Below are 23065 nucleotides of genomic sequence, written 5' to 3'. Positions count from 1 at the left end.
CGCCCTTTAAGGCGAAATCAGTTCATGAAATTCACACCAGAATTAACGTTTGATGGCGGACTTGTTCGCCCACTCACGGCCGACGATGTCGACAACCTATTTGAGATTTATCAGCATCCTGAAATTCCAGGTCAGCGTGTTATTGAAAATCGCGAACATTTACAGCGCATGATCGATTTAAGTGTGCAAATGGCCGCGACTCAGCGCGGCATGATGTGGTTGCTAGAAGTGAATGGCGAGAGCCAAGGCTTAGTAAGCATTTATGATTGGCAGCCCTCTTTGCTGCGCGCTACATTGCGTGTGGATGGTTTACCAGCCCTAAAAGATGCTTATCGCGCTGCCGCAATGAATGCCTGCATGAAATTTATGGCCGATAAATATCATCTGCGTAATTTTGCGTATCAATGGGTCGATGGTCAGCAAGACAGTTTAAAAGCCGTTATTGAAAGTGTTGGGTTCAAACCTGCGGCAGTTCTGCGTGATGCATGGCGTACGGGTGATACGAGCTTTGCAAATGTGGTGCAATATCACTGTGTGCTTGATCGCGCTAAACCGGTGCCGCGCAAACTAGGTGACGATGATGAGCTTGGTCAAAATGTATCGGCCAATGGTGTCACGGGGCGTGGTTCTATCGGAGGTGACGCATGAGCTGGAATTTCGAAACGGCTAACTTTAGCGTGCGTTTGCCGGTTGTCGATCAAGATGGCCCACAATTATTTGAGCTATTAAAAAATCAAAATGCCGCCGCTCATATTCCACGTTTAGCGCAAACGGTTGATGCGCAAGCGCTGGATGAGCTGCGACGTATGACCATGCGGTTCGATTCGCGCGAAGCAGCATTTTGGTTGGTTGAAGGTCGTTTTGATAAAAAAATATTCGCTCGAATTGGTATCCAGCACATTAATTGGATGATGCTGAATGCGCAGTTGGTGTGGGAGTTAGACGACGAACTAACCGACGAAGGCGTATTGGAATTTGTGCCGCAATTACTCGAATATGTTTTTGCAGCGTTAAAGCTGCATCGTATCGAAATGCGACTAAGGCCTCAGCAAGAACGCCACGAACGTTTATTAACTTGGTTGGGTTTTGCCAAAGAAGGCTGCTTACCGGCGCAGTTAGAATTTGAAGGCGAATCAGTGGATTTTGAGGTTTGGTCGTTGCTAAACCCAACGCCACTACAAGATCTCGAATAAAAATCTTGGCTAGGAAATTATAGTCATGATGATTAACAAAAAAGGTGCGTATTTAACGCACCTTTTTTGTTACTTTTTCGCTTAAATTTTAGCTTGTAGCTGCAACCAGAAAGTTCGGCCCGGCTCATTAACGCGGTCGGTCGTTTCATAGCCAGTAATCGTCGCACCGCTACGTGAGATGTGCTCGGCATAGGTGACATCAAATAGGTTATCAATGCCTGCACTGACTTTGATATTGTCAATCAGCTGATAGCTGCCATTAACCGAGAACACATTAAAGCCACCTGTTTTACCGATATCCTGACCAACAATATTACCAGTATTAATCGCAACACGATTTTGCTCATCTACTAAGCGCAATAAAGCACCGGCAGACCAGTTGTTGCGTTGGTAATTTAAACCAAGGCGCATCTCGAGCGGCGAAATTTGTCCTAGTGCTGTGTTGTCTGTATCGTTTTGACCATGAACCCATGCCAAACTCGCCGTGGTATTAAAGTTGGTGGTTAGCTTGTATTTAGAATCGACTTCTGCACCGTATGTGGTGGCTTGAATATTACGCGCAGTAGAAGCGTAAGCACTTACGTCGGGTAATTGTTCAATTAAAATGTAGTCGTCATGTTGGGCATAAAATGCTGATACCGAGCCACTGACGCGGTCATGATTAAATAACACGCCGGTATCCAGCTGAGTTGTTTTTTCAGGGTTAATTAAAAACGTACTCGTCATGCCGGTCATCATTGGTGTAGTTGCTGCAGGGTTTTTAGCGCGCTCCCAATAGTCGGCACCGCGTTCGCTGTGGCCAATACCGGCATAAATTCTATGGGCAACATCCAGTTGTTTTTCATACCGAACAAAAGCACTGGTTAATGTATTAACGTCTTTTTCGCCGCTGGTTGTTTTATTCAAGCGCAGGTCTTCTGCTTGATCGCGGTTAACACGTAGGCCAGTGTAGACACTACTACCATCGCTATAATCGTGGTCTAACTCAGCAAATATACCATTGGTGCGGAAACGCATATCGTCAACGCGCGCAACGCCATCAATATCCGGCGTCATCATCATATTCATCATGTTACTGGCCGAACGAATACGATGATTATTGCGCTGATGATCAATCCCAGTACGTAAGGTTGTTGTTTGCCCTAAGGCCCATTCACTGCTCAGGTTGGCTCCTATCGTTTCACGATCTGGGTTGCTCACCATTTTCATCCCTGCGCTATCGCGCAGGGTAAAGTTATCCATGACGTGATCCACATAATTGCGATACACGCGACCTTTTAGCTCAAGTAATGAATCGCTGATATGAGTTTGCTCGACGGTTAATGCTGCGTTACTGCGGTCGAAGGCCACTCCATCCATGCCGCGATCCGCATAACGCGCTTCACCGTCGCTACGTGCGCCAGAAATTTCGATACGACTATCACGGGAAGGCGTCCAACCCAATGCCGCATTGCCACTCCAGCGGGTGTACGCCGAGTGGACTTCGTTGCCATCGCCATCTTCATAATTATTGGCATCGGTGCGTGTGCCATTTAAATCGATATAGCCATCGTTGGTACCGGCTAATACATGCGCCATTTGATCATTGCGATCTGCCGAGCCGAATAATGCGCTCGCTTCGCCTTGCACATTTTGTGTGGAGAAATCCGGTGTCGCACGTTCGAACAATACGGTTCCTGCACTATTGCCCGCGCCGTGCTGAACGCTTTGTGGGCCTTTTAACACCGTGACTTGATCGTAAGCTTGCGGAAAGACATACGCGGTTGGTGGGTCCATACGGTTGCCACAACCACCTAAAATCGTTTCGCCATCTAAAATGATGCCAAGACGAGACCCTGCCATACCGCGGAATACAGGATCACCATCCGTACCGCCTTTACGAATAACCGAAAACCCCGGAATACTTTTTAATAAATCGGCACCATCGTGCGCAGGCATTGGCTGGCGTGGCGCTTTCGGGTCGGTAACAACCGTTAGAACCGAATCGGTTGCTTGTGCTGTCACCACCTGAGTTGATAGTTGAGTGGGCTCTTGATTAGTGTCTTCTGCGCTGGCATTGGTGCTGATGGCGAGTATCGCGATAGCGAGAAGAGAAGGGGTATGCATGTAACGCATTGAATTATCACCAATAAGTCAGTTTTATTGGCGGGCAGATTAGCAGAAGGTGTTTGAGTTAGCGGTGTGACATGGTGTCGCAGGGTTGCGCCGTGCCGACAGGCGCCCTAGCCACGATACAAGTCCTATGATGCCAAAGCAGAGAAAGGAACTCATCTTTCTAGAAGCTCAACTCTATTACGACTAAGTATCTCGTGGTATAACCGCGTGCTTTCTTATGCGCAGCGCAGAAATTTTTAATCTAGACGAGGCTGTTTGTCGATGTAACGCCATTAAGGCATAGCTGTATTTTTGTGAATTACCTTGAGTAACTACTGACCGTCTCGCTTGTCACGACAAATTCCTGAGTTTATCTTCAATATCAGCCGGCACAATAAATACGTCTTTATTGCCGACTTTTAGACGTCTAAGAAGTCCAAGTTTGTTTGACAAGGTAAGCAAGTCAGTGCGTGCTGTTTGTTGCGTTACACCGTGAGATCCTTGGTGACTTTTCACTGTATATTCCATACCAGGGTTTCGTAAGGCGTGCTGTAGTAATGAAAGCTGGCGGTGGTTTAACTCGCTCTGAATCTCAGTGTTTCTTAATAATGATGCTGTTTCTCTCAACTGTTGCGACTTAAATGTAAGATAGGTATGTAGGTCGCTGATAGCTTCTCGGATGACATCTAACTGATGAATAATAAAGTAGGTTAGATCATTGTCGTCTGTTTCTGTGTGTAGATAAGCTTGCATGTATTTTTTTGGTGATTTTTTAATTACTCTAGAAATAGAAATATATTCCATTAGCCAATATTTTTCCTTGGCCATCATCCAGTAAAAAAGAGCCCTTGCAGTACGGCCATTACCGTCAACAAAAGGGTGGTCATAACCAATCATAAAATGAATAATAATCGCTCTGATCACTGAGGGAATGTAGTCTTTATCGTCATTAGAATATTCCTGGTTGGCAAACTCACATAACACATGCAGACGTTTACTCAATTCGTTTGCTTTTGGAGGAATATGTAGCGGCTCGGTTGACTCTCCTTTAGAAAATACGCAGATATCATCTTCTGCATCACGAAATGCACCAGCTTTATCGATATCTTCAGGTGTCAGCGTGCCTTCGGTGAGAATCCGATGAAGTTCGAATATCATAGAAGGACTGAGTTTTTCATCTTTGTATTCGCGGATGAACTGCATAGCTCTATGGTTGTTAAGAATCATTTTTTCGGAATGATCTTTTGGCTCTCTGCCTGTTTTTAGTAAATCTTTGGCTTGTCGACGAGATGTAGAGGCTCCTTCTAGTTGGCTTGATGTGATGGCCTCCTCAATGAGTGAGCTGATCAGGTATGTTTGCTTATTTTTCTCATCGGTTACCTTGCCGTCAGTCTCTATGGCGCCAGTAGAGTTCTTTTCGATCGAAAGAAGATCTCGTACGACTCCATCTGGCATGGAGTACTTAAATGGTTGCGAGACTTTGTCTTGAAAAGGCAATTTTTTAGCAATCGCTTTACGAGCGCCCTTGAGGGCAAACCAGTACTCCTCAATAGTGAATCCTTTTGGCGGCGTTAGATGACGAAGCTTATCCCAGCTTTGGTAACGGCCTTTGTGGTCGTATGGGCCTAAACTGGTGTTGAATATATGAGGAAGCCGCTCGTATAAATCACTCGCCGGTAGATTGGCGAGATAAGTGCTTAGATCTGGCGGAGTTTGAGGAATCTTCATAGTATGTTAACTACTAATTATTTAAAAATTAGTATATGAATCTGAAATGAAATTACTACTAATTTTTTAAAAATTAGTAGTAATTGAGTTGTGGCCGAATTTCACGACTTATTTTTGCCTTAAAGTGTTGAATTTAAAAGAGGTAGGATGAAAGTGAATACTAACTTAGACAAGTTTTTAGATTAGTAGTAAGTAACTGAAATTTCTAAGCTAAGTAGTTAGGTACTAATTTTGATTTGTAGTTAACTAGCGGAAATACGGACTTGGTTTAGTCTGACTAACCCTTCGTTGTTCAGTCAGTTCGGCCCGCTCCTAAACCTCATTCTCATCCTGCACGATAACCATGGCATCGCCGTCGTTATCGATCTGCACTAAAAATCGAATTGGGCGGCAGCACACTTGGCAGTCTTCGATGTAGTCTTGTTCGTCTTCGGAGGTATCGATCAGCACGTCTAGGTTTTCTCCGCAGTAGGGGCAGGAGACGGTGTGGGGTTGTAGTTCGTACATATTTTCCTCGGTGGGTTGAGTCTTTAACGGGGAGTTAGTTGAAGCGGTTTATTCGGTCGATTCTTATCCTACCCAAAAGTCGCATCGCTCATTGAGCATAGCAGTGGTAGTGTCGGAGCATATTTCTGTTTGCAGGTTTGATTATGTCTGCCGCTATGGCCCCTTCTCGTTCTTTGTATGCAGCGCTGACGCTGTTGATTGCGATTCCGTTATCGGTATTTCTGTTTTTTAGCCCTAAGCAAAGTCAGTCGGCTGCGGCGGTGGATACCATTTCGACGGTGGCGGGGGAGGTTCGTTCCCTTACCATGGCGGGTGGTTCGGAAATTCAGTTGAGTGAAAATACGCAGTTATCGCGGCGCATGAGCACTTAATGTACATTAGGTAAATAGGTACTGTCTTCTACCGTTTTTTCGGCGGCGCGCATAATCACTTGGCCGCTGTAGTCGGCTAATAATTTCGCCCACAAGCGTTTGGCCATAATCATGGTATCAAGATCAGGAAACGCTTTTAAAAACTGGTTGTGATAATTAAAGCGAAACAGTTCAAAAATCTGCTCAAGCTAAGGGTGAAGATGCTGAAGTTGAGCAAGCTTGCCTTCAACCAATGACGATATCACTGACGAGGAAACAAAGACTCCCTCCAACTAGCCAGTTAGGTTCCCATTAACCAGCCCCTCTCGAAGGAGTCATATATAGCATTGAACTGCTCACAATTCGCTAGCAACCACATTGCATATTCTAACGTTCAATGAGAGAGTAAATGGTAGCTTTTCTAGGAGAACAATTATGTATCAGTACCTCAAGGAACGTCATCGACTGGAGCGAGATTCCTACCCACAAGCACTTTCGTTGCGAGTCCATCGAGCCCTGAGTTGGCTCAACAAAGCTGAGCAATGTGAGGATTATGATTCTCAGTTTATTTTCTTGTGGATAGCTTTCAATGCCGCTTATGCGCAGGATTTTGATTCTACAAAAGACTTTTGTGAACGTGGTTTATATCAAGAGTTTTTGGCAAAAATAGTGAACTTAGATGCATTAAAGAAACTATCTGAAATTGTTTGGTCACAATATTCAACATCTATCAGACTGATCTTAAACAATGAGTATATTTTTCAGGCTTTTTGGAAGTTTCAAGCTGGACAACTTACTCAGGAACAATGGAAACGAGATCAGTCAAAAGCAAAAACAGCAGCAAATAGTGCATTGGCCAGTGGAGATACGACCACCGTTTTGAGTATCTTGTTTTCAAGGCTCTACACCTTGAGGAACCAACTACTTCACGGAGGTGCAACATACAATAGTAAGACGAATCGGAAACAACTGAGAGATTGCACCTCATTGCTAACAACCATTGTACCTGTTGTTGTTGAGATTATGATGGATGGCGCTGATCAGATATGGGGGGATGCTATATACCCGTTGATAGAAACCTAATCTCAGGAAGAAGCCAATAGCTTGAGTTTTCTTTGTTGGATGATTTTTAGCAAAGTCCTCGATATTAAAATTAATCATGAAAATGGAAAAATATAGTTTCAAATGGACACACCCTGTCTCAGTCATAGTGTAATGTATGCGTCATTCTTTAAAGTCGTTGATCTAAGTTTATGAAAAGCAACATTCTTGCAAACCGTTTAGCCGACATCACTGGCATGGCTTATGCTGGGCAGTCACTAAATATCGCTGAATTGGCTGAAAAGTATCAGGTAAGCACGAAAACAATACGCAGAAATTTTAACCGTTTATGCGCCATTCTCGAACGTTGCCCTGAAACAGGAAATTACCTACTTTCGGTTTCCGCTCGAAGCCAATATAACGAACAAGATCTTGTTCGCTTGATTAATGATCTTGGACTCAAAAAAGCACTTCCACTTAAAGCTGCTCAGTTTCTTCGCAGTTTTATTAGTGACTCAACCAGCGACTGTTATCACTTTCAAGAGCAACCTCTTGAGGCTGACTTTATTTCTTCGCTTTATCGTGTCTTTGAAACTGCGATTAAAAATCGAAGAAGCGTTAGCTTCTTATACAAAGATAAGTCTCGGACTGTTTCACCATACCTCATGGTTTACAGTCGTGGAAGCTGGTATTTAGCAGCAATTTCAGAAGGCACCCTAAAGACGTTCTCACTTGCTCGTATCAAGTTCGTGTGCGTCCAAAAAGATCACTTTGACTATGACTCATCGGTTGTGGAGAAAATTAAAGAGCAAGATACCATTTGGTTTGGGCAGCCCATCTTTAACGTGACTATTGAAGTGTCGCGCGACGTTGCGTTTTACTTTGAACGTAAGGCCCTACTACCGAAACAAAAAATCATCGAAAAGCGACAGGATGGCTCACTCGTGATTTCCTCCTCAGCATGGAGTTACAAGCAAATCGCACCGATTGTTCAATATTGGATTCCAAACATTCGCGTTCTCTCTCCATGCGAACTCGATACCTACATTCGAAAAAATTTCACGTCTTGGTTAGACCAAGCAGGCTGTGAAACTGAAAGCGAAGTGCTATGAAGAAAAATACAAAATGTATACTCGTTGTTGCATCTATGAGTGCAGGAAAATCCTCACTTATTAATGCGCTTATCGGTAAAGAGCTTCTGCCTGCGGGCAACGAGGCGACTACAGCCAAAGTAGCTCGTGTAACCGTATGCGCGAAAACAAAGCCGAATGCAATAGCCTATTCCTACTCGGGAAGTGTTATTGCATCAAACAACATCCTTTGCGCTGAAAAAATCCGCGAGTGGAACCGTTTGGATGACATCGCAGCTTTTGATGTTGTAATTCCGTATTCAGGAGGAAAGCTACATTCGATGTTGGCGGGTTATACCTTAATAGATACCCCAGGAGCCAATAATAGCAGGGATGAACGCCATAAAGAACGCTTCATTAATGCGTTAAAGGAATACCCTAAAAGCCCGGTTATTTACGTTCTTAATGCAACACAGCTTGGCACAACCGATGATGCTGAAATCATTCAAACCATTCGTGAAGTAAACCTCAAACAATCTGTCATTTTCGTGCTTAATAAAGTCGATGCTTTGGATGAGAAAAGGGGTGAAACCGCCAAACATTATGTAGCTTTAGCGAGCAAATATTTAGAGGGGCTTGGCTACAAAAATGCCCAAATTATACCTCTTATGGCGCAGTCTGCTTTGATAGCAAAAAAATCACTAAATCACGTTGAACTCAAGCGTAGAGAACGAAATATCCTTGGGGCTGAATTGGTTCGCTTTCGTGAAAACCCAATTCACTTCAATAGTGCTGCCGCCATCCCGCGAGTGCTAAAGAAAAATGTGCGAAGAAGGCTCACAAAAATTTCGAAAGGGAAAATCCCTGCGATGAGTAAAACGGAGCTGCATGCCTTCGTTGACTACACAGGCTTAAGCGCGCTGAGCACTCTCATTATGGACACAGCTTAAACGCCGCCCGATTAAAACAATTTATTTCATATAAAACGAGACGTTACTATGAATCACATTGCTATAACGCATAATCCGTTTTTAGTAGAAACCGAATTTCTCATTAACGGTCACTCACCATCCGAAAGTTCGAACATCACGGCATATGGCGCTAAGCGCTTGCAGCTGTGGGTAGAGCAGATTTTTGATGACCTGCAGGCATTGTTTAATGGCAGCAACGACTTCTTTATTGAGTTCACAGGCGTAGAATCGGACTTCAATGACATTAAAGAAGCTGCCAACAATGCCATCCAGAATGGCATGTGTGTTGAGCTGAAGTTCAATCCTGTTGCGCCTGCTGAAGAGCGCCTAGAAAAAATTAAAACCCTGATGGAACAGGTTAGCAACGAGTCGCCAAAGTTTGCCGACTACTTGGCGAATAGCGACTTAAAAGCCAAGCAAGATTTCGAAGACGCATTGAACAATGATTTTGACGCTTATGTGGTCGCCACGATGTCTTCGGGTAAATCCACCTTTATTAACGCTATGCTGGGGCAAGGCTTGCTGCCTGCGGCGAACGAAGCAACCACCGCAACCATTGCCCACATTTTTGATGACAAATCTATAGGCGACGTTTTTTACGGTGAACGTTTCGACAGCAATGGCAATCTCATTGAGCACGATGATGCCGTTGACTTGGCGACCATGAAAGTGTGGAACGATGATTGTGAAACCAAAACTATCAGGTTGAAAGGTAATATCCGCGCTATCAAAGAAAACAACAATGTGCGTCTCGTACTAACCGACACTCCGGGGCCGAATAACAGTCAAGACCCTGAACACCAGCGTACAACATTGGGATTTATTCAGGATTCAAAGCGCAATCCACTGATTATCTATGTATTGAATGCGACACAGTTGGGCACTAATGATGATGCTCAGTTGCTAAGACTTGTTGCCGACACAATGGGTAAAGGCGGCAAACAAAGTAAGGATCGCTTTTTGTTTGTAGTGAACAAGATGGACATGTTCGACCCTGAGCGTGGTGAAAACATTGAAGAAGCGCTAAATCGCGTGAAAAGCTATCTCGAAGAGAATGGCATTCACGCCCCTAACATCTTCCCCGTCTCCGCGCGTATGGCTTACCTGCTGCGCAAACAAGGTGAGTTAACCCGTGCAGAGCGTAACGACAAAACAAATATTGCCGACCTGTTGCTTGAAGAACCAAGTATGGCGTTCCCGCAATATATGTCGGTCAGTATCTCTGTAATGTCAACAATGCAGGAAAAAGCGCAACATGATGAAGCTTTGCAAGACAAAACCATGTGGCGTGCTTTGCTCAACAGTGGCTTACCCGGTGTTGAAGCCGTTATCGATGAATACATCAATAAATACAGCTTTCCAATGCGACTCAACCGCGCTCATTTGGCCATGACCGCCGTTATTGAACGTGGAATGCAAGAGGCCGAGTTAATCAAACAACTGGAGATTGATGAACAAGCACTTTCAATGCTGCAATCAGAAATTCGTAGCCTAAAAGCGCGTCGTGATCAGGGCTTCAATACGCGGGCCTACAAAGAGCAGCTAAAACAAGAAGGCCGTGACTTGCCGATGGACGTGCACAATGCTCTGAATGATATAGAAATAGACGTCTACGCACGTATCGGGGAGTTGGGCGACTTGTTTATCGGTGATGTCAGTAGCAGAGAGGCAGAATCGAAAATCGATGTTGCGTCGAAAGACATTAAGTTTCTGTTTAATCGCAGCATAAATGAGTACGAGAAGGCATTCATGAGCTCACAAGAAATTATTAAAAGGGAGTTGCATCAAGAGTATCAAAATCATGTAGCGCAACTGTTTCCTGAGAGTCGTACACTGGAATTGCCCGTATTTCAGTCACTAAAGAAATCTATAAGCGCTTTTTCTCTCAATCTTGAATTGAAGAGTGATGAAGTGCAAACCAAAAGAGTGGTGGTTGATTCATACGAAACAAGTACTTCGACTTGGTATAAACCCTGGACTTGGGGAGATACTGAGACAGTCAATGTGTATGACGATAAAGAATACGTTGATCTTCAAGAACTTTGGAAAGAACGGATTACCGTAATCCGCAAACAGTTTGCTTCCTTAAAGGGCGACGCAGTTCAACGTATTAGAGAAGACAAGGACAAGCTGATTGATAACTACCTTGCATTCTTAGAAAGCGAATTTAGCATTAAGTTTACTGCCGTTCTCGCTGATATAGAACAAAAAGTTGAAAACCAAACTCAGCGCGAAAACGCCATTGCTCAAGCAAAAAGTGATATCGATGAGATTTGCGCTATCAAGCAAGAGCTGGAAGTCATCTTACAGTTTTAACCCGTTACTGACCCACTGAGAACATCAGTGGGTTTTTAGAGGCCAATATCATGACAGCATTCACGGAATTTGTTGCACCAAATCTAACTGTCGCAGAATTTAAAGCGGAAATCATCGACTTTATAAAATGCAGAGATTTTAAAGCGGAGTTACTCCGCCAAGTATTGTCAGCACTGCCAGATGACAAGCTTGCGCTTTTCGAAGAATACCGAGCCGATAGCACCACAGATCCAATTAGTGAAGACAGTTATAAGTGGGAACAGAAGGGGGGAGCTTATTTCGCCTTGCAACTCCATATGGCGGAAGAAAATTTCTGTTTAAAACGATTAGAGCACCTTATTCAGTTGAAAAGTCACTTAACGGAACGAGGTATCGCAGGTTTTTCCCGCCCGGCCTCCAGTTCGATAACAAGCCACGAAGAAGCCAAAAGTACAAAGGAAAACACAATGAGCGCTGATTTTTCATCTGTCGATTTAACAGGGTTTACCCCATCCCGCTCATTAAGCAATAGCGTGAACAGTGGTGACCTATCTTCTGTTCGCATTGCTTTATTTATGGAAATGAATGATAAGCGTCTATCAACGGCGGTTATTACCCAAGCCATAGCTTGGACGCTCTCTAAATACCCAATCCTTTTTGTTGTTTACGAAGAAAACGCATATTCCCAGCAGATGGAGCAAGACAAGGTGAAGTGGGACAGTCACTACTACCACACGCAAGAGCTATATGCGACATCAAACTTCTCATTGGAACGCATTCGCCATATGGTCGCAGTGCGTGAACATGTGTTTAAAATTGCGCAAGATGACGCTCGCTCTGCAACATTGCCAAAAACACAACCACAAAGTACGGCGAAAAAAACCACACCAGGGCAACAGCATCAAGCAATAGGAAGTATTCAAGGAACTAAGCCTAAACCTGAGAACAACGTTCTGAAATCCTTGCTGCTGATTGGTGGGGTTGTAGCAGCTATCGCCCTAGTCATTCTGGCTGTCATTGTTTAATGGGGCTTACGATGAATCTATCTACTACCGAAAGGGGACATCTTGCTTCCGAAACCGAGTTGCTTCCTGCACAACAAGAGGCGCTGACAACGCTCTCGACTGCGCATGCATTGGTTAACAAAAGCTACCTTGCTGAACTCAAACACTACGATGTGTTGCAGGTGGAAAACCAACAAAGAGTGTCACTTAACCGAGGTGGCGATGTACGCATTTTCCGTGTGGAACGTCTGGTACAGGAAAACAAGCAATCCGTACTAGAAAGCACCACCGCGGCTTACACTGCATTGGGTGCTGCCGGATACACTGTGTTCCTTTTCCTGAAGTCTGACGGAAATGAGACGCTGCTCCACATTGGCACACGTGGTGAGCCAGGAAAAATGTTGGGCCAAAACTCGGGAGATTTGTTGCAAGAAACTTTCAAAGGACATTTTCCCGGCAGTAAGCTGGCTCCACTCAACGGAACCGATATTGACGCCTTGTTGGACGAACTCAGTGCAGGTAACTCATGCAAAACAGTCACTGCAGTTAGCAGCGTGCCGGGCCTTTCTACGGAAGATCAGACCCACTTTATGCAAGGGCTAGAGCGTTTTATCGATGCTGCAGAAAGCCGCACTTACGAGGGACTGATCCTCGCCGAGCCGGTTTCTATGCAAGCATTGAATACCGTTCGTACAGGTTATGAGCAGGTGGCGACTCAACTTTCCGCTCTGTCAAATCGCCAATACAGCTATGGCACTCAGGACAGCGATGCTATTAACTTAAGCATCAGTGAAGGACTGAGCTACTCTTTGGGCGAAAGCCTCGGGCTGACCGAAACAACAGGAACCAGTGAAAGTACAACGACATCGACTTCCCATTCCCACACCGCCAGTGAAAGTAAATCCTCGCCAAACAAAAAGGATAAAATAATTGGAATGGGAGCCATGGCACTCGGCTCTGCCGTAGGGGCTTGTGTAGGGGGGCTTGGAGCCATGATCGGCAGCCAAGTTGGTGGTCAAATTGCGAGTATGTTTCAAACCACCGATACAAAGGGGACTTCAGATTCAACCTCTACCAGTGAAAGCACTAGCCATTCTACTAACCAGTCGACAGCCACAAGTACCACAACAACAAAAACCGCCACTCAAAGCACGACCGATACCAAGGGGCTAACGCAGACATACGGCTCAACACAGCAAGTAAGTTTTGAGACAGCTGACAAAGGCATTTTAAATATGCTTGATAAGGTGGATCACCACTTAAACCGAATCAACGAAGCTAAAAGCCACGGTGGCTGGCTCAGTACCGCTTACTTTGTCAGTGATAGCGTCGCCTCTAGTGAAGCATTATCCAGCATCTTCTTGGGTCTGACCCGCGGAACCCAGTCGTCGATGGAAGACTTTGCTCTGACCACATGGGCTGGAAAAAAAGCCAATTTGATAACGCAATGGTTGGGGCAGCTCATGCACCCTCGGCTAGAGCCGAGTTTTTTAGGGAATGCTCATATCCCCTACCTTACTCCTGCGACCTTGGTATCGAGCAAGGAAATGGCCCTACAGCTGAGCCTTCCTCGCCGTTCTACTTCTACCGTCGTGGTGCAGGAAACCGCAGCATTTGGCCGGAAAGTACAAACGCTGAACACTGATGTCGCTGGTACCAACTCGCGAACGATATCGTTGGGCCAAGTACGCCACTTGTGGACTGACTTGCCCCAAAACGTGGAATTAGATCTCGACCAACTAACAAGCCACACGCTGATCACTGGCTCAACAGGCTCAGGAAAAAGCAATACGGTTTACGCCCTGTTGAATCAGGCGATACAACAAGACATTCCATTCTTGGTCATTGAACCGGCAAAGGGTGAGTACAAGCATGTTTTTGGAAATCGTGAAGGTGTGCGTGTTTTGGGCACTAACGAACGATTTACAGAGCTTTTAAAAATCAATCCGTTTTCTTTCCCTGAACAAACCCATGTCCTTGAACATGTGGATCGCTTGATTGAAGTGTTTAACGTTTGCTGGCCGATGTATGCAGCAATGCCTGCCATTCTCAAAGATGCGGTACTGAGAAGTTATGAAGCCTGTGGATGGGATTTGCGTGATTCAACGTCAACACTCGGTTCTTCGTTGTTCCCGACATTTGCTGATTTACTTATGCAACTCGAATCAGTGATTACGCAATCGGCATACTCAGATGAAACGAAGAGCAACTATACAGGTGCATTAGTCACGCGTGTAAGGTCAATGGTTAACGGACTGAATGGCCAAATATTTGCAGCTGATGAAATCAGCAATGCAGACCTGTTCGACCTCAACGTCATCATCGATTTGAGCCGAGTCGGGTCGCAAGAAACCAAATCGCTTTTGATGGGACTATTGATCATTAGACTGGGTGAATACCGTGCTGAGCAAATGCTAATGAACCAACCTCTTAAACACATTACTGTGTTGGAAGAAGCCCATAATATCTTGCGAGCAAACCCATCAACGAGTGGCGCAGAAGGCGGCAGCGTTGCAGAAAAATCGGTAGAAATGCTGTCTAATGCCATTGCAGAAATGCGAACGTATGGCGAAGGCTTTATCATCGCAGATCAATCACCGTCAGCGGTGCATATTTCAGCCATTCGCAATACTAACACTAAAATCTTGATGCGCTTGCCCGATGAAACAGATCGCTTGTTGGCAGGTAAGTCTGCGGCACTAACGGAAGAGCAGATTGACGAAATTGCCCGTTTGCCTCGAGGGATTGCGGTGGTCTATCAGAACGAATGGCTCGAAGCTGTATTATGTAAAGTCAGCCGTTTTTCTGGGCAAGAATGCCCCTACCTATATCAAGCAGTGCCAACCAATGCAATGAGTGAAATGTCGTTTCGATTTAGTTTACTCACTCATCTTTTGAGTGGGTACAATCAAGTACCGTCAGAAGCAAATGCAGACCAATTGGCAGAAGATCTCTTTAGAAGTAATTTGCCCACTGAAATGAAAATTCGACTAAGAAAGTATTTATATTCTGGTCTAACCGATATGCAATTCAGCGATTTCGCATCTCTTGTACCAAATTTATTAGACTGTAAGACTAAGTTAGAGAGCGCTATTTGCCGAGGCAAGAGCATAGAGCAAATACATTCTAATCTTCAAAACCTAGTTTTCGAAAAGTGCGATACTGCGTCTCAAGTGCAGGTGGTTATGTTGATTCAGCCTCTACTCAGATCATTAGTTCCCAATGGAGAGTTGTACACCAAGCTCTACTCTGAATGGACAAAGTTTGCTAAAAGGAGCCTTGCAGGATGATGGATTTAATAACCTCAAAAGAGATTGCAAATAAGCTGCAACCCGAACTGTCAAAAATGTTAGAGAGTATTGATGAAAAAAGCATCTACTTACATAAGCTTGACCGCCCTATTTTAGAGCAAGTGGATGCGAAGCCTGAATGCGAAGAAGGTGAATCCAGATCTTTGACACAAGAAGAGAAGGATTACTATAAAGAAAAGATCGGTTGTTCAGGGAGTTTACTTGAAAATGCGACTATCGATGAAAATGGAAAGATTTACCTAAAAACAATAAATGAAAGCAAAGAAGGTCAAACAGGTGAAGATGGCGTTATATATGAACGCAAAACAGTTGAAATAAATGGGGTCGAAATTGAAGGTGTGTTCCCGCAGTTCAATAGTGCCATTGATGTACAATTGCCAGAACAGTTGATCCAGGCAAGAGACTCTGCGCAAGCGGAATATGCGAATCAAGCGCTAAAAGAAAAAGTTGACAACGATCCTGAGTTTGAAAAGCAATTCAGCGATGAACAGTTAGAACAAATTGAAAATGGTGAAACCCCCGATGGTTATACTTGGCATCACAGTGAAGAGTATGGCGAAATGCAGCTTATTAGCACGGAAGATCATCAAAATAACCGACATACTGGTGGAAAAGCCATTTGGGGTGGCGGAAAAGAAAACCGTTGATAATAGAGGATATTGAAAATGAAAGAATGGCGTTACATTAAACCTTTGGTGACGGAAAGCCTCATTTCAGATGTTGAGAAAAAGCTTGACTACAAATTCACAGATTCTTTTGTGAGTTTTGTTAAGAAATACAATGGCAGTCGACCTCCTGTAAGTGTATTTACTACGAGTTCATTGCAAGAGAAAACGATTAAATCCTTTTTATCCTTCAATCCTGGTGATGTAGAAAATATCGTCAGATTGAATAAAGGTGTTGCTGAAATCTCAGAACTACTTGTTGCTTTTGCAATTGATAACTTTGGCAACTACTTATGCTTCGATAGAAAAAATCATATGGTCTTTTTTTTGGATTTTGAGATAGGAAAAACAGAACTTATTGACAAGACGTTTTCTGATTTCTTACTCAAAATCGATAGTTAATATGAAATAAAATTGAAGCTAGAATATTAGTAGATACAAAGGGCCAAATTGGTCACTTTATAGGCTGAATTAGCTTGTTAAAGTTAAAGTGACCATTTGGCAATATTTTTCGCCTTCTTATAGCGCATTCAGTTATTCCCCGAAATCTCTTCCGTTGCCTCCTGACGCAGTTTCTGGGTAAGCGCTCAAACAACCCCACCTAAAACCCACGCCAACATCCCTTTAAGCTGTCTTCAAATTATTTAACGAGACAGCTCATGACCAAATCGGAACAATGGCAACAACACCTTAATCTCTGGCACGCCAGTGGATTATCGCAAGTTGCCTTTTGCCAGCAGCACAACATAGCCGTTCATAATTTTCAGTATTGGCGAAAACGTTTGTCGCCCAAGACCGAGTTAACGAAAACCAAGGCTCTGATCCCTATCACACTGACGTCCTCGGCTCCGGCACGACTACGATTGGGCTCGCAGGTGTTGATTGAACTGCCAACCGAGGCTTTACCCGATCTCTTGGTGGCTCTTAATGATCGAGGACTTTTGTATGCTTCGGCCTAGCGCATCGGTTCAGGTGTATTTATACGCAGGCGCGGTGGATATGCGCAAGTCGATTAATGGCTTGTCCGCTCTGATTGAGCAGGAGTTAGAACTCAACCCCATGATCAATGCGCTGTTCGTCTTTTGTAATCGTAACCGCGATAAAGTTAAGCTACTGTACTGGGAGCGCAATGGCTTTGTGCTGTGGTATAAGCGGTTGGAAAAGCAACGCTTTAAATGGCTAAAGCCGACCGACACTGCATCCCTCTGTATTGACGGTTACCAACTGAATTTATTGTTGGATGGACTGGATATTTTTAATAATAAACCGCATGAAACGCTATTTTACTCTGCTATAAATTAACGGGTTTGGTATAATCCAACCCCATGAAAACACCACCGACTGATCACTTACCTGACGATATTGTTGCGCTAAAACAACAGCTTTTAGCGCAGAGTCAATTATTGCAATCGCAACAAAATCAGTTGGAGAAAAAAGAACAATTAATTAGCCAAAAGCAATCACGTATCCAGTTTTTGGAAGAGCAGATCATTCTGTTTAAACAGCGTCAGTTTGGTAAAAGCAGCGAGAAGAGTGATCGGCAAGCCGAATTGTTTGATGAAGTCGAACGTGAGGATGATGCCTCCGCTCCTGAAATCGCAGAGTCCATTGATGCAGAAGTGAGCACCGCAGAATCAGCCTCTGATGCTGTATCGTCTGCGCCTAAAAAAGCCTCCGGCCGTAAACCTCTGCCTGCGGTATTACCGCGAGTACGTATCGAACACGATCTTGCTGAAGTCGATAAACGTTGTGAATGTGGCTGTGTAAAAACCTGCATCGGTGAAGACACCAGCGAACAACTGGATATTATTCCTGCTGTGGTTCAGGTGCTCGTTCATGCCCGCAAAAAATACGCGTGTAAGGCCTGCGAAAACGGCGTGCACATTGCTGAACTTCCGAAACAACCGCTTCCTAAGAGCAATGCCAGCCCAGGCTTACTCGCCCACATTGCGGTTGCCAAATATCAAGACGGTTTACCTCTCTACCGGATGGAAACCATTTTCAAACGAATGGGCATTCATTTACCGCGTAACACGTTAGCCAACTGGATGATCAAAAGCAGTGAATGTCTGCAACCGCTCTATAACCTGCTGAATGATCAACTTCTGGATAGCGACTACATCCACATGGATGAAACTCGGGTGCAGGTGTTAAAAGAACCGGATAAAACGGCCGAAAGTCTCAGCTACATGTGGGTCCGAAAAACCGGTGATCGAGAACATCCCATCATCTTATTTGATTACGCGAGTAGTCGACGTACAGACGTTGCAGCCTCGCTATTAGGCGACTATCAAGGCTACCTGCAAACTGATGATTACGCGGGTTATCACCGAATTGGGCAGCAAGAAGGCGTCACAGCATTAGGCTGCATGGCTCATGCTCGTCGTAAATTTATCGAGGCGCAAAAAGTCAGCCCTAGCCCGAAAGGGAAAGTCAGCAAAGCCGATATGGCGATCACCATGATCAAAGGGCTTTACGCTATCGAAGCTAGCATCAAAGACCAATCAGCCGAACAAAAATATCAAATTCGACAAGAAAAAAGCCTTCCCCAGCTCAATAAACTCAGAGCTTGGCTGGATAAAGCGTTGCAACAGACCCTGCCTAAAGGAAAAACGGGCGAAGCGTTAGCCTACCTTGATAAAAACTGGGATAAGCTCACGGTATACATCAGCGATGGCCGACTGAACATAGACAACAATCCAGTCGAAAATGCCATCAGACCGTTTGCGATTGGACGCAAGAACTGGTTATTCAGTGATAGTCAGCGGGGCGCAAAGGCCAGTGCCATGCTGTACAGCATAATAGAAACCGCCAAAGCGAACGGGCTCGAACCTTACGCGTATTTACGTACGGTACTGACGCGATTACCGCACTGTGAAACAGTGGACGATATTGGAAAACTGCTGCCAGAAAATATAGAACTGGCGGTTATTTAAATTGGTAGGTGGGGTTGCTTGAGCGCTTACGTTTCTGGAGATCCATTCCGTTAAGCTGTTCAATGGCTCTATCTGCGGCACTCTGACGATTTCCATCCACGTTTAGTGTACTTCCTGAGCCTGTTGGTCCTTCCAGATCCCGTGACGGTATTTCGTGTAGGTTGCCCGTGATCGACAAAATACCTATCCATTCATCCAGATTGATTTGGCTACAATCTACTTGGTTTAACTGACTCGCGGTCAAACCTGCAGAGTTTGGTGATATCGCACTTCCCCAGCCAAGGCCCAATTGCGGACGCACTTGTTCTTGAATGATCCGTGAAAGCGGAGAAGTAAAGCAGCGTAAGCGCTCAAACAACCCTGAATCGCCCCTAGTTTCCTAGACACTCTTTAAAGTTACAATGTATTTAAAGAGGAGGCCGAGATGGCTGGTGAACGATATAACGAAGAATTCAAGATCGCAGCAGTAAAGCAAGTGACCGAACATGGTTACTCCATTGCTGATGTTGCTCAGCGTTTAGGCATTACAACTAAGAGCTTGTACAACTGGCGTGATCGTTACGGCGAGAATGCGCAAGCCTACCACGAGAAGCAATCCAGTCATGAAGAGCTGCGTAAGCTTAAAGCGGAGCTAAAACGTGTCACAGAGGAGCGTGACATATTAAAGGAGGCCGCCGTGTTCTTTGCTGCCGAGTCAAAGAAAAATACACGTTCATAAAATCTCGAACAGATCGCTACTCCGTTCGTACCCTGTGTCGAACACTTGAAGTTCATCCCAGTGGGTTTTATGCCTGGTTAGCGAACCCCGAAAGTACACGGCAGAAAGTTGATGAGTATCTACTCGGGTTTATTAAGCAATTCTGGCTTGAGAGTGGTTGCGTTTATGGCTATCGAAAAATCCATAAAGATCTAAAGCATGCAGGAGAACACTGTGGAAAAAATCGTGTTCATCGACTGATGCAGCAGGCACAAATACAGGCAGAGCGGGGCTACAACCGAAAAACACGCTATGACAGCGGCGAGTTATCCACCGTTGCCCCTAACCTACTGAATCGTGAATTTGATGTATCCAAACCGAATACCGTATGGGTCACCGATATTACCTACATTCGTACCTATGAGGGCTGGCTGTTTCTAGCGGTAATCATTGATTTATTCTCACGGCAGGTCGTTGGCTGGTCGATGAGTGAACGTATTAATACCGATTTGGTACTGAATGCAATCACGATGGCGTGCTGGCGAAGGAAGCCAAAAGGTGAGGTGATCGTGCATTCCGATCAAGGTTGCCAATACACAAGTTACGACTGGCAAAGCATGTTAAAAGCCAATAACTTAACCGTCAGTATGAGCCGTAGAGGGAACTGTCATGATAATGCCTGTGCGGAAAGCTTCTTTGCCTTGCTAAAGCGAGAACGTATTCGCCGTAAAATTTATCGCACAAGAGAAGAAGGAAAAGCGGATATATTTAATTATATTGAGCTGTTTTATAATTCCACACGTCGTCATGGTAATAATAATGACTTGTCGCCAAGGGACTATGAAAAGAATTATTTTTTGAAGCAAATGGGTGTCTAGGAAACTAGGGGCGATTCACCCCACGTATCAATTTAAATAACTTCCAGTTCTATATTTTCCGGTAGCAGTTTTTCAATCACCTCCACCGTTTCACAGTGCGATAATCGCGTCAGTACCGTACGTAAATACGCGTAGGATTCGAGCTCATTCGCTTTGGCGGTTTCTATTATGCTGTAAAGCATGGCGCTGGCCTTTGCGTCCAGCTGACTATCACTGAATAACCAATTCCGCAAATGGTCTGATGGCATTTTCGACTGGATTTTTGTCTATATTCAGTCGGCCATCGCTGATATATATCGTGAGATTATCCCTGTTTTTATCGAGGTATGCTAAGGCTTCGCCTGTTTTCCCTTTCGGCAGGGTTTGTTGCAACGCTTTATCTAGCCGAGCTCTGAGTTTGTTGAGTTGAGGTAGGCTTTTTTCTTGTCGAATGTCGTATTTCTGTTCGGCTGATTGATCTTTGATGCTGGCTTCGATGGCGTATAGCCCTTTGATCATGGTGATCGCGATGTCGGCTTTGCTGACTTTTTGCGCATCGATAAATTTACGACGAGCATGAGCCATGTAGCCTAATACTGTGACGCCTTCTTGCCGTCCAATGCGGTGATAACCCGAGCAATCATCGGCTTGCAGGTAGCATTGATAGTACCTAATAGCGAGGCTGCAACGTCGGTACTTCGACCACTCTCGTAATAAAATAAGATGATGGGATGTTTTCGATCCCCGGTTTTCCTGACCCTGATGTAGCTGAGACTTTCGGCTGTTTTATCCGGTTCTTTTAATACCTGTACCCGCGTCTCATCCATGTCGATGTAACCGCTATCCAGAAGTTGATCATTTGGCAGGTTGTAGAGAGGTTGCAGACATTCACTGCTTTTGATCATCCAGTTGGCTAAGGTGTTACGCGGTAAATGAATCCCCATTCGTTTAAAAATGATTTCCATCCGGTAGAGCGGTAAGCCGTCTTGATGTTTGCCAACCGCAATGTGGGCGAGTAAGCCCGGCTAACATTGCTCTTTGGTCTCGGTTGTTTCGGAAGTTCAGCGATATTTACGCCGGATTCACAGGCTTTACACGCGTATTTTTTGCGAGCATGAATGAGAACCTGAACCACGGCAGGAATAATATCCAGCTGTTCGCTGGTGTCTTCACCGATACAGGTTTTTACACAGCCACATGCACAATGTTTATCGGCTTCAGCAAGGTCGTGTTCGATGCGTACTCGCGGCAATACTGCAGGCAAAGGTTTACGGCCGGAGGCTTCGCCCTCACGGCCGACTTCATCAAACAATTCGGCTTGCTGATCACTTTTCTCGCTGCTTTTACCAAATTGACGCTGTTTAAACAGAATGATCTGCTCTTCCAAAAACTGGATAAGTGATTGCTTTTGGCTAATTAATTGTTCTTTTTCTCTAACTAATTTTTTTGCGATTGCAATAATTTTCTCTGTGCTAAAAGTTGTTGTTTTATCGCAACAATATCGTCAGGTAAGCGATCAGTCGGTGGTATTTTTATGAGGTTAGATTGTACCAACCCCGTTAGTTTATAGCAGAATAAAATAGCGTTTCATGCGGTTTATTATTAAAAACATCCAGCTCATCCAATAATAAATTCAGCTGGTAACCGTCGGTGCAGAGGGAGGCGGTGGTATCCGGCTTTAGCCATTTAAAATCTTGCTTTTCCAACCGTTTGTACCACAGCACAAAGCCATTGCGCTCCCAGTACAGTATTAACCTTATCGCGGTTACGATTGCAAAACATGAACAGCGTATTGATCATGGGATTGAGTTCTAACTCCTGCTCAACCAGAGAGGACAAGCCATTAATCGACTTGTGCATATCCACCGCGCCTGCGTATAAATATACCCGAACCGATGTGCTAGGCCGAAGCATACAAAAGTCCTCGACCATCGAGAGCCACCAATAGATCGGGTAAGGCCTCCGTTGGCAGTTGAATCAACACCTGCGAGCCCAATCGTAGTCGTGCAGGAGCCGAGGATGTCAGAGTGATAGGGATCAGAGCCTTTATTTTCGTTAACTGGGTCTTGGGCGACAAACATTTACGCCAATACTGAAAATTATGAACGGCAATCTTGTGCTACTGGCAAGAGGCCACTTGAGATAGACCACTCTCGTGCCAGGGATTAAGTGTTGTTGCTACTGTTCCGATTTGGTCATGAGCCGTCTCGTTAAATAATTTGAAGACAGCTTAAAGGGATGTTGGCGTGGGTTTTAGATGGGGTTGTTTTAGCGCTTACTTTGAGAGCGCGAAGCAAGTCTGGAGGCTAAAGCCGAGAAAGGAACTCATCGCACTAGATGCATAAC

At 44.7% G+C, this 23065-nt stretch carries 19 protein-coding genes and 2 pseudogenes; 15 read left to right on the top strand and 6 right to left on the bottom strand.

From position 1 onward, the window contains the following. Positions 1 to 24: 24 nt before the first annotated feature. Both TOL_RS16130 and TOL_RS16125 read left to right on the top strand, forming a co-directional pair. Positions 25 to 648, top strand: a complete 624-nt coding sequence (locus tag TOL_RS16130; protein ID WP_015488433.1) for a GNAT family N-acetyltransferase — start codon at positions 25 to 27, stop codon at positions 646 to 648. Further along, complete coding sequence (locus TOL_RS16125) at positions 645 to 1193, top strand: GNAT family N-acetyltransferase (RefSeq protein WP_015488432.1); 549 nt, start codon at positions 645 to 647, stop codon at positions 1191 to 1193. The genes TOL_RS16130 and TOL_RS16125 overlap by 4 nt, the downstream gene beginning before the upstream one ends. Before the next feature lie 81 nt (positions 1194 to 1274). Here the strand turns inward: TOL_RS16125 and TOL_RS16120 are convergent, their stop codons facing one another. The 3 genes from TOL_RS16120 to TOL_RS16110 all read right to left on the bottom strand — a co-directional run bounded on the left by TOL_RS16120 (position 1275) and on the right by TOL_RS16110 (position 5522). Then, positions 1275 to 3308, bottom strand: a complete 2034-nt coding sequence (locus TOL_RS16120; protein WP_015488431.1) for a TonB-dependent copper receptor — start codon at positions 3306 to 3308, stop codon at positions 1275 to 1277. A 330-nt stretch (positions 3309 to 3638) separates the two neighbouring features. Further along, positions 3639 to 5015, bottom strand: coding sequence for a Fic family protein (locus TOL_RS16115; protein ID WP_015488430.1), 1377 nt, complete (start codon positions 5013 to 5015; stop codon positions 3639 to 3641). A 312-nt stretch (positions 5016 to 5327) separates the two neighbouring features. Next, complete coding sequence (locus TOL_RS16110) at positions 5328 to 5522, bottom strand: CPXCG motif-containing cysteine-rich protein (RefSeq protein WP_015488429.1); 195 nt, start codon at positions 5520 to 5522, stop codon at positions 5328 to 5330. Positions 5523 to 5665: 143 nt separating this feature from the next. On the opposite strand from TOL_RS16110, the gene TOL_RS16105 reads away from it, so the two are divergent. From TOL_RS16105 to tnpC (TOL_RS16050), 12 genes are all read left to right on the top strand, one after another. After that, on the top strand, positions 5666 to 5893 hold the full coding sequence (locus TOL_RS16105) for a hypothetical protein (protein WP_015488428.1): 228 nt from the start codon (positions 5666 to 5668) through the stop codon (positions 5891 to 5893). 414 nt (positions 5894 to 6307) lie between these two features. Next, the gene (locus tag TOL_RS16100; protein WP_015488426.1) at positions 6308 to 6955 is read left to right on the top strand and encodes a HEPN domain-containing protein; all 648 of its coding nucleotides are present in this window, start codon (positions 6308 to 6310) and stop codon (positions 6953 to 6955) included. A 170-nt stretch (positions 6956 to 7125) separates the two neighbouring features. Further along, positions 7126 to 8025 (top strand): helix-turn-helix transcriptional regulator, encoded by a 900-nt coding sequence (locus TOL_RS16095; RefSeq protein WP_015488425.1) that lies wholly within the window; start codon positions 7126 to 7128, stop codon positions 8023 to 8025. Further along, positions 8022 to 8933 carry a dynamin family protein gene (locus TOL_RS16090; protein WP_051052431.1) on the top strand — a complete coding sequence of 304 codons (912 nt, stop codon included), beginning with the start codon at positions 8022 to 8024 and terminating at the stop codon, positions 8931 to 8933. The genes TOL_RS16095 and TOL_RS16090 overlap by 4 nt, the downstream gene beginning before the upstream one ends. 48 nt (positions 8934 to 8981) lie before the next feature. Beyond that, a complete protein-coding gene (locus TOL_RS16085; RefSeq protein WP_015488423.1) occupies positions 8982 to 11270 on the top strand; it encodes a dynamin family protein in 2289 nt (762 codons plus the stop codon). A 50-nt stretch (positions 11271 to 11320) separates the two neighbouring features. Continuing rightward, complete coding sequence (locus tag TOL_RS16080) at positions 11321 to 12274, top strand: hypothetical protein (protein ID WP_015488422.1); 954 nt, start codon at positions 11321 to 11323, stop codon at positions 12272 to 12274. Between the two features lie 11 nt (positions 12275 to 12285). After that, positions 12286 to 15543, top strand: a complete 3258-nt coding sequence (locus TOL_RS16075; RefSeq protein WP_015488421.1) for an ATP-binding protein — start codon at positions 12286 to 12288, stop codon at positions 15541 to 15543. Continuing rightward, positions 15540 to 16211, top strand: coding sequence for an HNH endonuclease (locus TOL_RS16070; protein WP_015488420.1), 672 nt, complete (start codon positions 15540 to 15542; stop codon positions 16209 to 16211). The genes TOL_RS16075 and TOL_RS16070 overlap by 4 nt, the downstream gene beginning before the upstream one ends. 18 nt (positions 16212 to 16229) lie before the next feature. Then, a complete protein-coding gene (locus TOL_RS16065; RefSeq protein WP_015488419.1) occupies positions 16230 to 16631 on the top strand; it encodes an SMI1/KNR4 family protein in 402 nt (133 codons plus the stop codon). Between the two features lie 257 nt (positions 16632 to 16888). Beyond that, positions 16889 to 17188 (top strand): IS66 family insertion sequence element accessory protein TnpA, encoded by a 300-nt coding sequence (gene tnpA / locus TOL_RS16060; protein ID WP_015487751.1) that lies wholly within the window; start codon positions 16889 to 16891, stop codon positions 17186 to 17188. Further along, the gene (gene tnpB, locus TOL_RS16055; protein ID WP_015485607.1) at positions 17175 to 17531 is read left to right on the top strand and encodes an IS66 family insertion sequence element accessory protein TnpB; all 357 of its coding nucleotides are present in this window, start codon (positions 17175 to 17177) and stop codon (positions 17529 to 17531) included. Before tnpA ends, tnpB (TOL_RS16055) begins: the two co-directional genes overlap by 14 nt. A gap of 23 nt (positions 17532 to 17554) precedes the next feature. After that, positions 17555 to 19165, top strand: a complete 1611-nt coding sequence (gene tnpC, locus TOL_RS16050; RefSeq protein ID WP_015488418.1) for an IS66 family transposase — start codon at positions 17555 to 17557, stop codon at positions 19163 to 19165. Here tnpC (TOL_RS16050) and traN read toward each other — a convergent pair. Continuing rightward, a complete protein-coding gene (gene traN / locus TOL_RS16045; RefSeq protein ID WP_015488417.1) occupies positions 19158 to 19523 on the bottom strand; it encodes a conjugal transfer protein TraN in 366 nt (121 codons plus the stop codon). The genes tnpC (TOL_RS16050) and traN overlap by 8 nt on opposite strands. Before the next feature lie 66 nt (positions 19524 to 19589). On the opposite strand from traN, the gene TOL_RS16035 reads away from it, so the two are divergent. Beyond that, positions 19590 to 20740, top strand: a protein-coding gene (locus TOL_RS16035) for an IS3 family transposase (RefSeq protein ID WP_399347676.1) whose coding sequence is annotated in 2 segments (ribosomal slippage) — positions 19590 to 19833 and positions 19833 to 20740 — 1152 coding nt in all. Because the reading frame shifts where the segments join, the coding sequence is not laid out codon by codon here. A gap of 32 nt (positions 20741 to 20772) precedes the next feature. Here the strand turns inward: TOL_RS16035 and tnpC (TOL_RS19550) are convergent. Then, a pseudogene (tnpC, locus tag TOL_RS19550) lies at positions 20773 to 22255 on the bottom strand (IS66 family transposase). Positions 22256 to 22278: 23 nt separating this feature from the next. Beyond that, positions 22279 to 22579, bottom strand: a pseudogene (gene tnpB / locus TOL_RS19545) (IS66 family insertion sequence element accessory protein TnpB). Between the last annotated feature and the right edge of the window lie 486 nt (positions 22580 to 23065).

Source organism: Thalassolituus oleivorans MIL-1, assembly GCF_000355675.1.
In the GTDB taxonomy this organism is placed as follows: Bacteria; Pseudomonadota; Gammaproteobacteria; order Pseudomonadales; family Oceanobacteraceae; genus Thalassolituus; species Thalassolituus oleivorans.
The sequence above is the reverse complement of the archived record's forward strand: the minus strand, read 5'-3'. Positions and strand labels throughout refer to the sequence as shown.

Coding starts and splice junctions, on each gene's coding strand:
- TOL_RS16105 (WP_015488428.1), top strand. CDS start 5,666: ATGTCTGCCGCTATGGCCCCTTCTCGTTCTTTGTATGCAGCGCTGACG.
- TOL_RS16075 (WP_015488421.1), top strand. CDS start 12,286: ATGAATCTATCTACTACCGAAAGGGGACATCTTGCTTCCGAAACCGAG.
- TOL_RS16065 (WP_015488419.1), top strand. CDS start 16,230: ATGAAAGAATGGCGTTACATTAAACCTTTGGTGACGGAAAGCCTCATT.
- tnpB (WP_015485607.1), top strand. CDS start 17,175: ATGCTTCGGCCTAGCGCATCGGTTCAGGTGTATTTATACGCAGGCGCG.
- TOL_RS16080 (WP_015488422.1), top strand. CDS start 11,321: ATGACAGCATTCACGGAATTTGTTGCACCAAATCTAACTGTCGCAGAA.
- tnpC (WP_015488418.1), top strand. CDS start 17,555: ATGAAAACACCACCGACTGATCACTTACCTGACGATATTGTTGCGCTA.
- TOL_RS16095 (WP_015488425.1), top strand. CDS start 7,126: ATGAAAAGCAACATTCTTGCAAACCGTTTAGCCGACATCACTGGCATG.
- TOL_RS16120 (WP_015488431.1), bottom strand. CDS start 3,308: ATGCGTTACATGCATACCCCTTCTCTTCTCGCTATCGCGATACTCGCC.
- TOL_RS16110 (WP_015488429.1), bottom strand. CDS start 5,522: ATGTACGAACTACAACCCCACACCGTCTCCTGCCCCTACTGCGGAGAA.
- TOL_RS16100 (WP_015488426.1), top strand. CDS start 6,308: ATGTATCAGTACCTCAAGGAACGTCATCGACTGGAGCGAGATTCCTAC.
- TOL_RS16090 (WP_051052431.1), top strand. CDS start 8,022: ATGAAGAAAAATACAAAATGTATACTCGTTGTTGCATCTATGAGTGCA.
- TOL_RS16070 (WP_015488420.1), top strand. CDS start 15,540: ATGATGGATTTAATAACCTCAAAAGAGATTGCAAATAAGCTGCAACCC.
- TOL_RS16085 (WP_015488423.1), top strand. CDS start 8,982: ATGAATCACATTGCTATAACGCATAATCCGTTTTTAGTAGAAACCGAA.
- tnpA (WP_015487751.1), top strand. CDS start 16,889: ATGACCAAATCGGAACAATGGCAACAACACCTTAATCTCTGGCACGCC.
- TOL_RS16125 (WP_015488432.1), top strand. CDS start 645: ATGAGCTGGAATTTCGAAACGGCTAACTTTAGCGTGCGTTTGCCGGTT.
- TOL_RS16130 (WP_015488433.1), top strand. CDS start 25: ATGAAATTCACACCAGAATTAACGTTTGATGGCGGACTTGTTCGCCCA.
- TOL_RS16115 (WP_015488430.1), bottom strand. CDS start 5,015: ATGAAGATTCCTCAAACTCCGCCAGATCTAAGCACTTATCTCGCCAAT.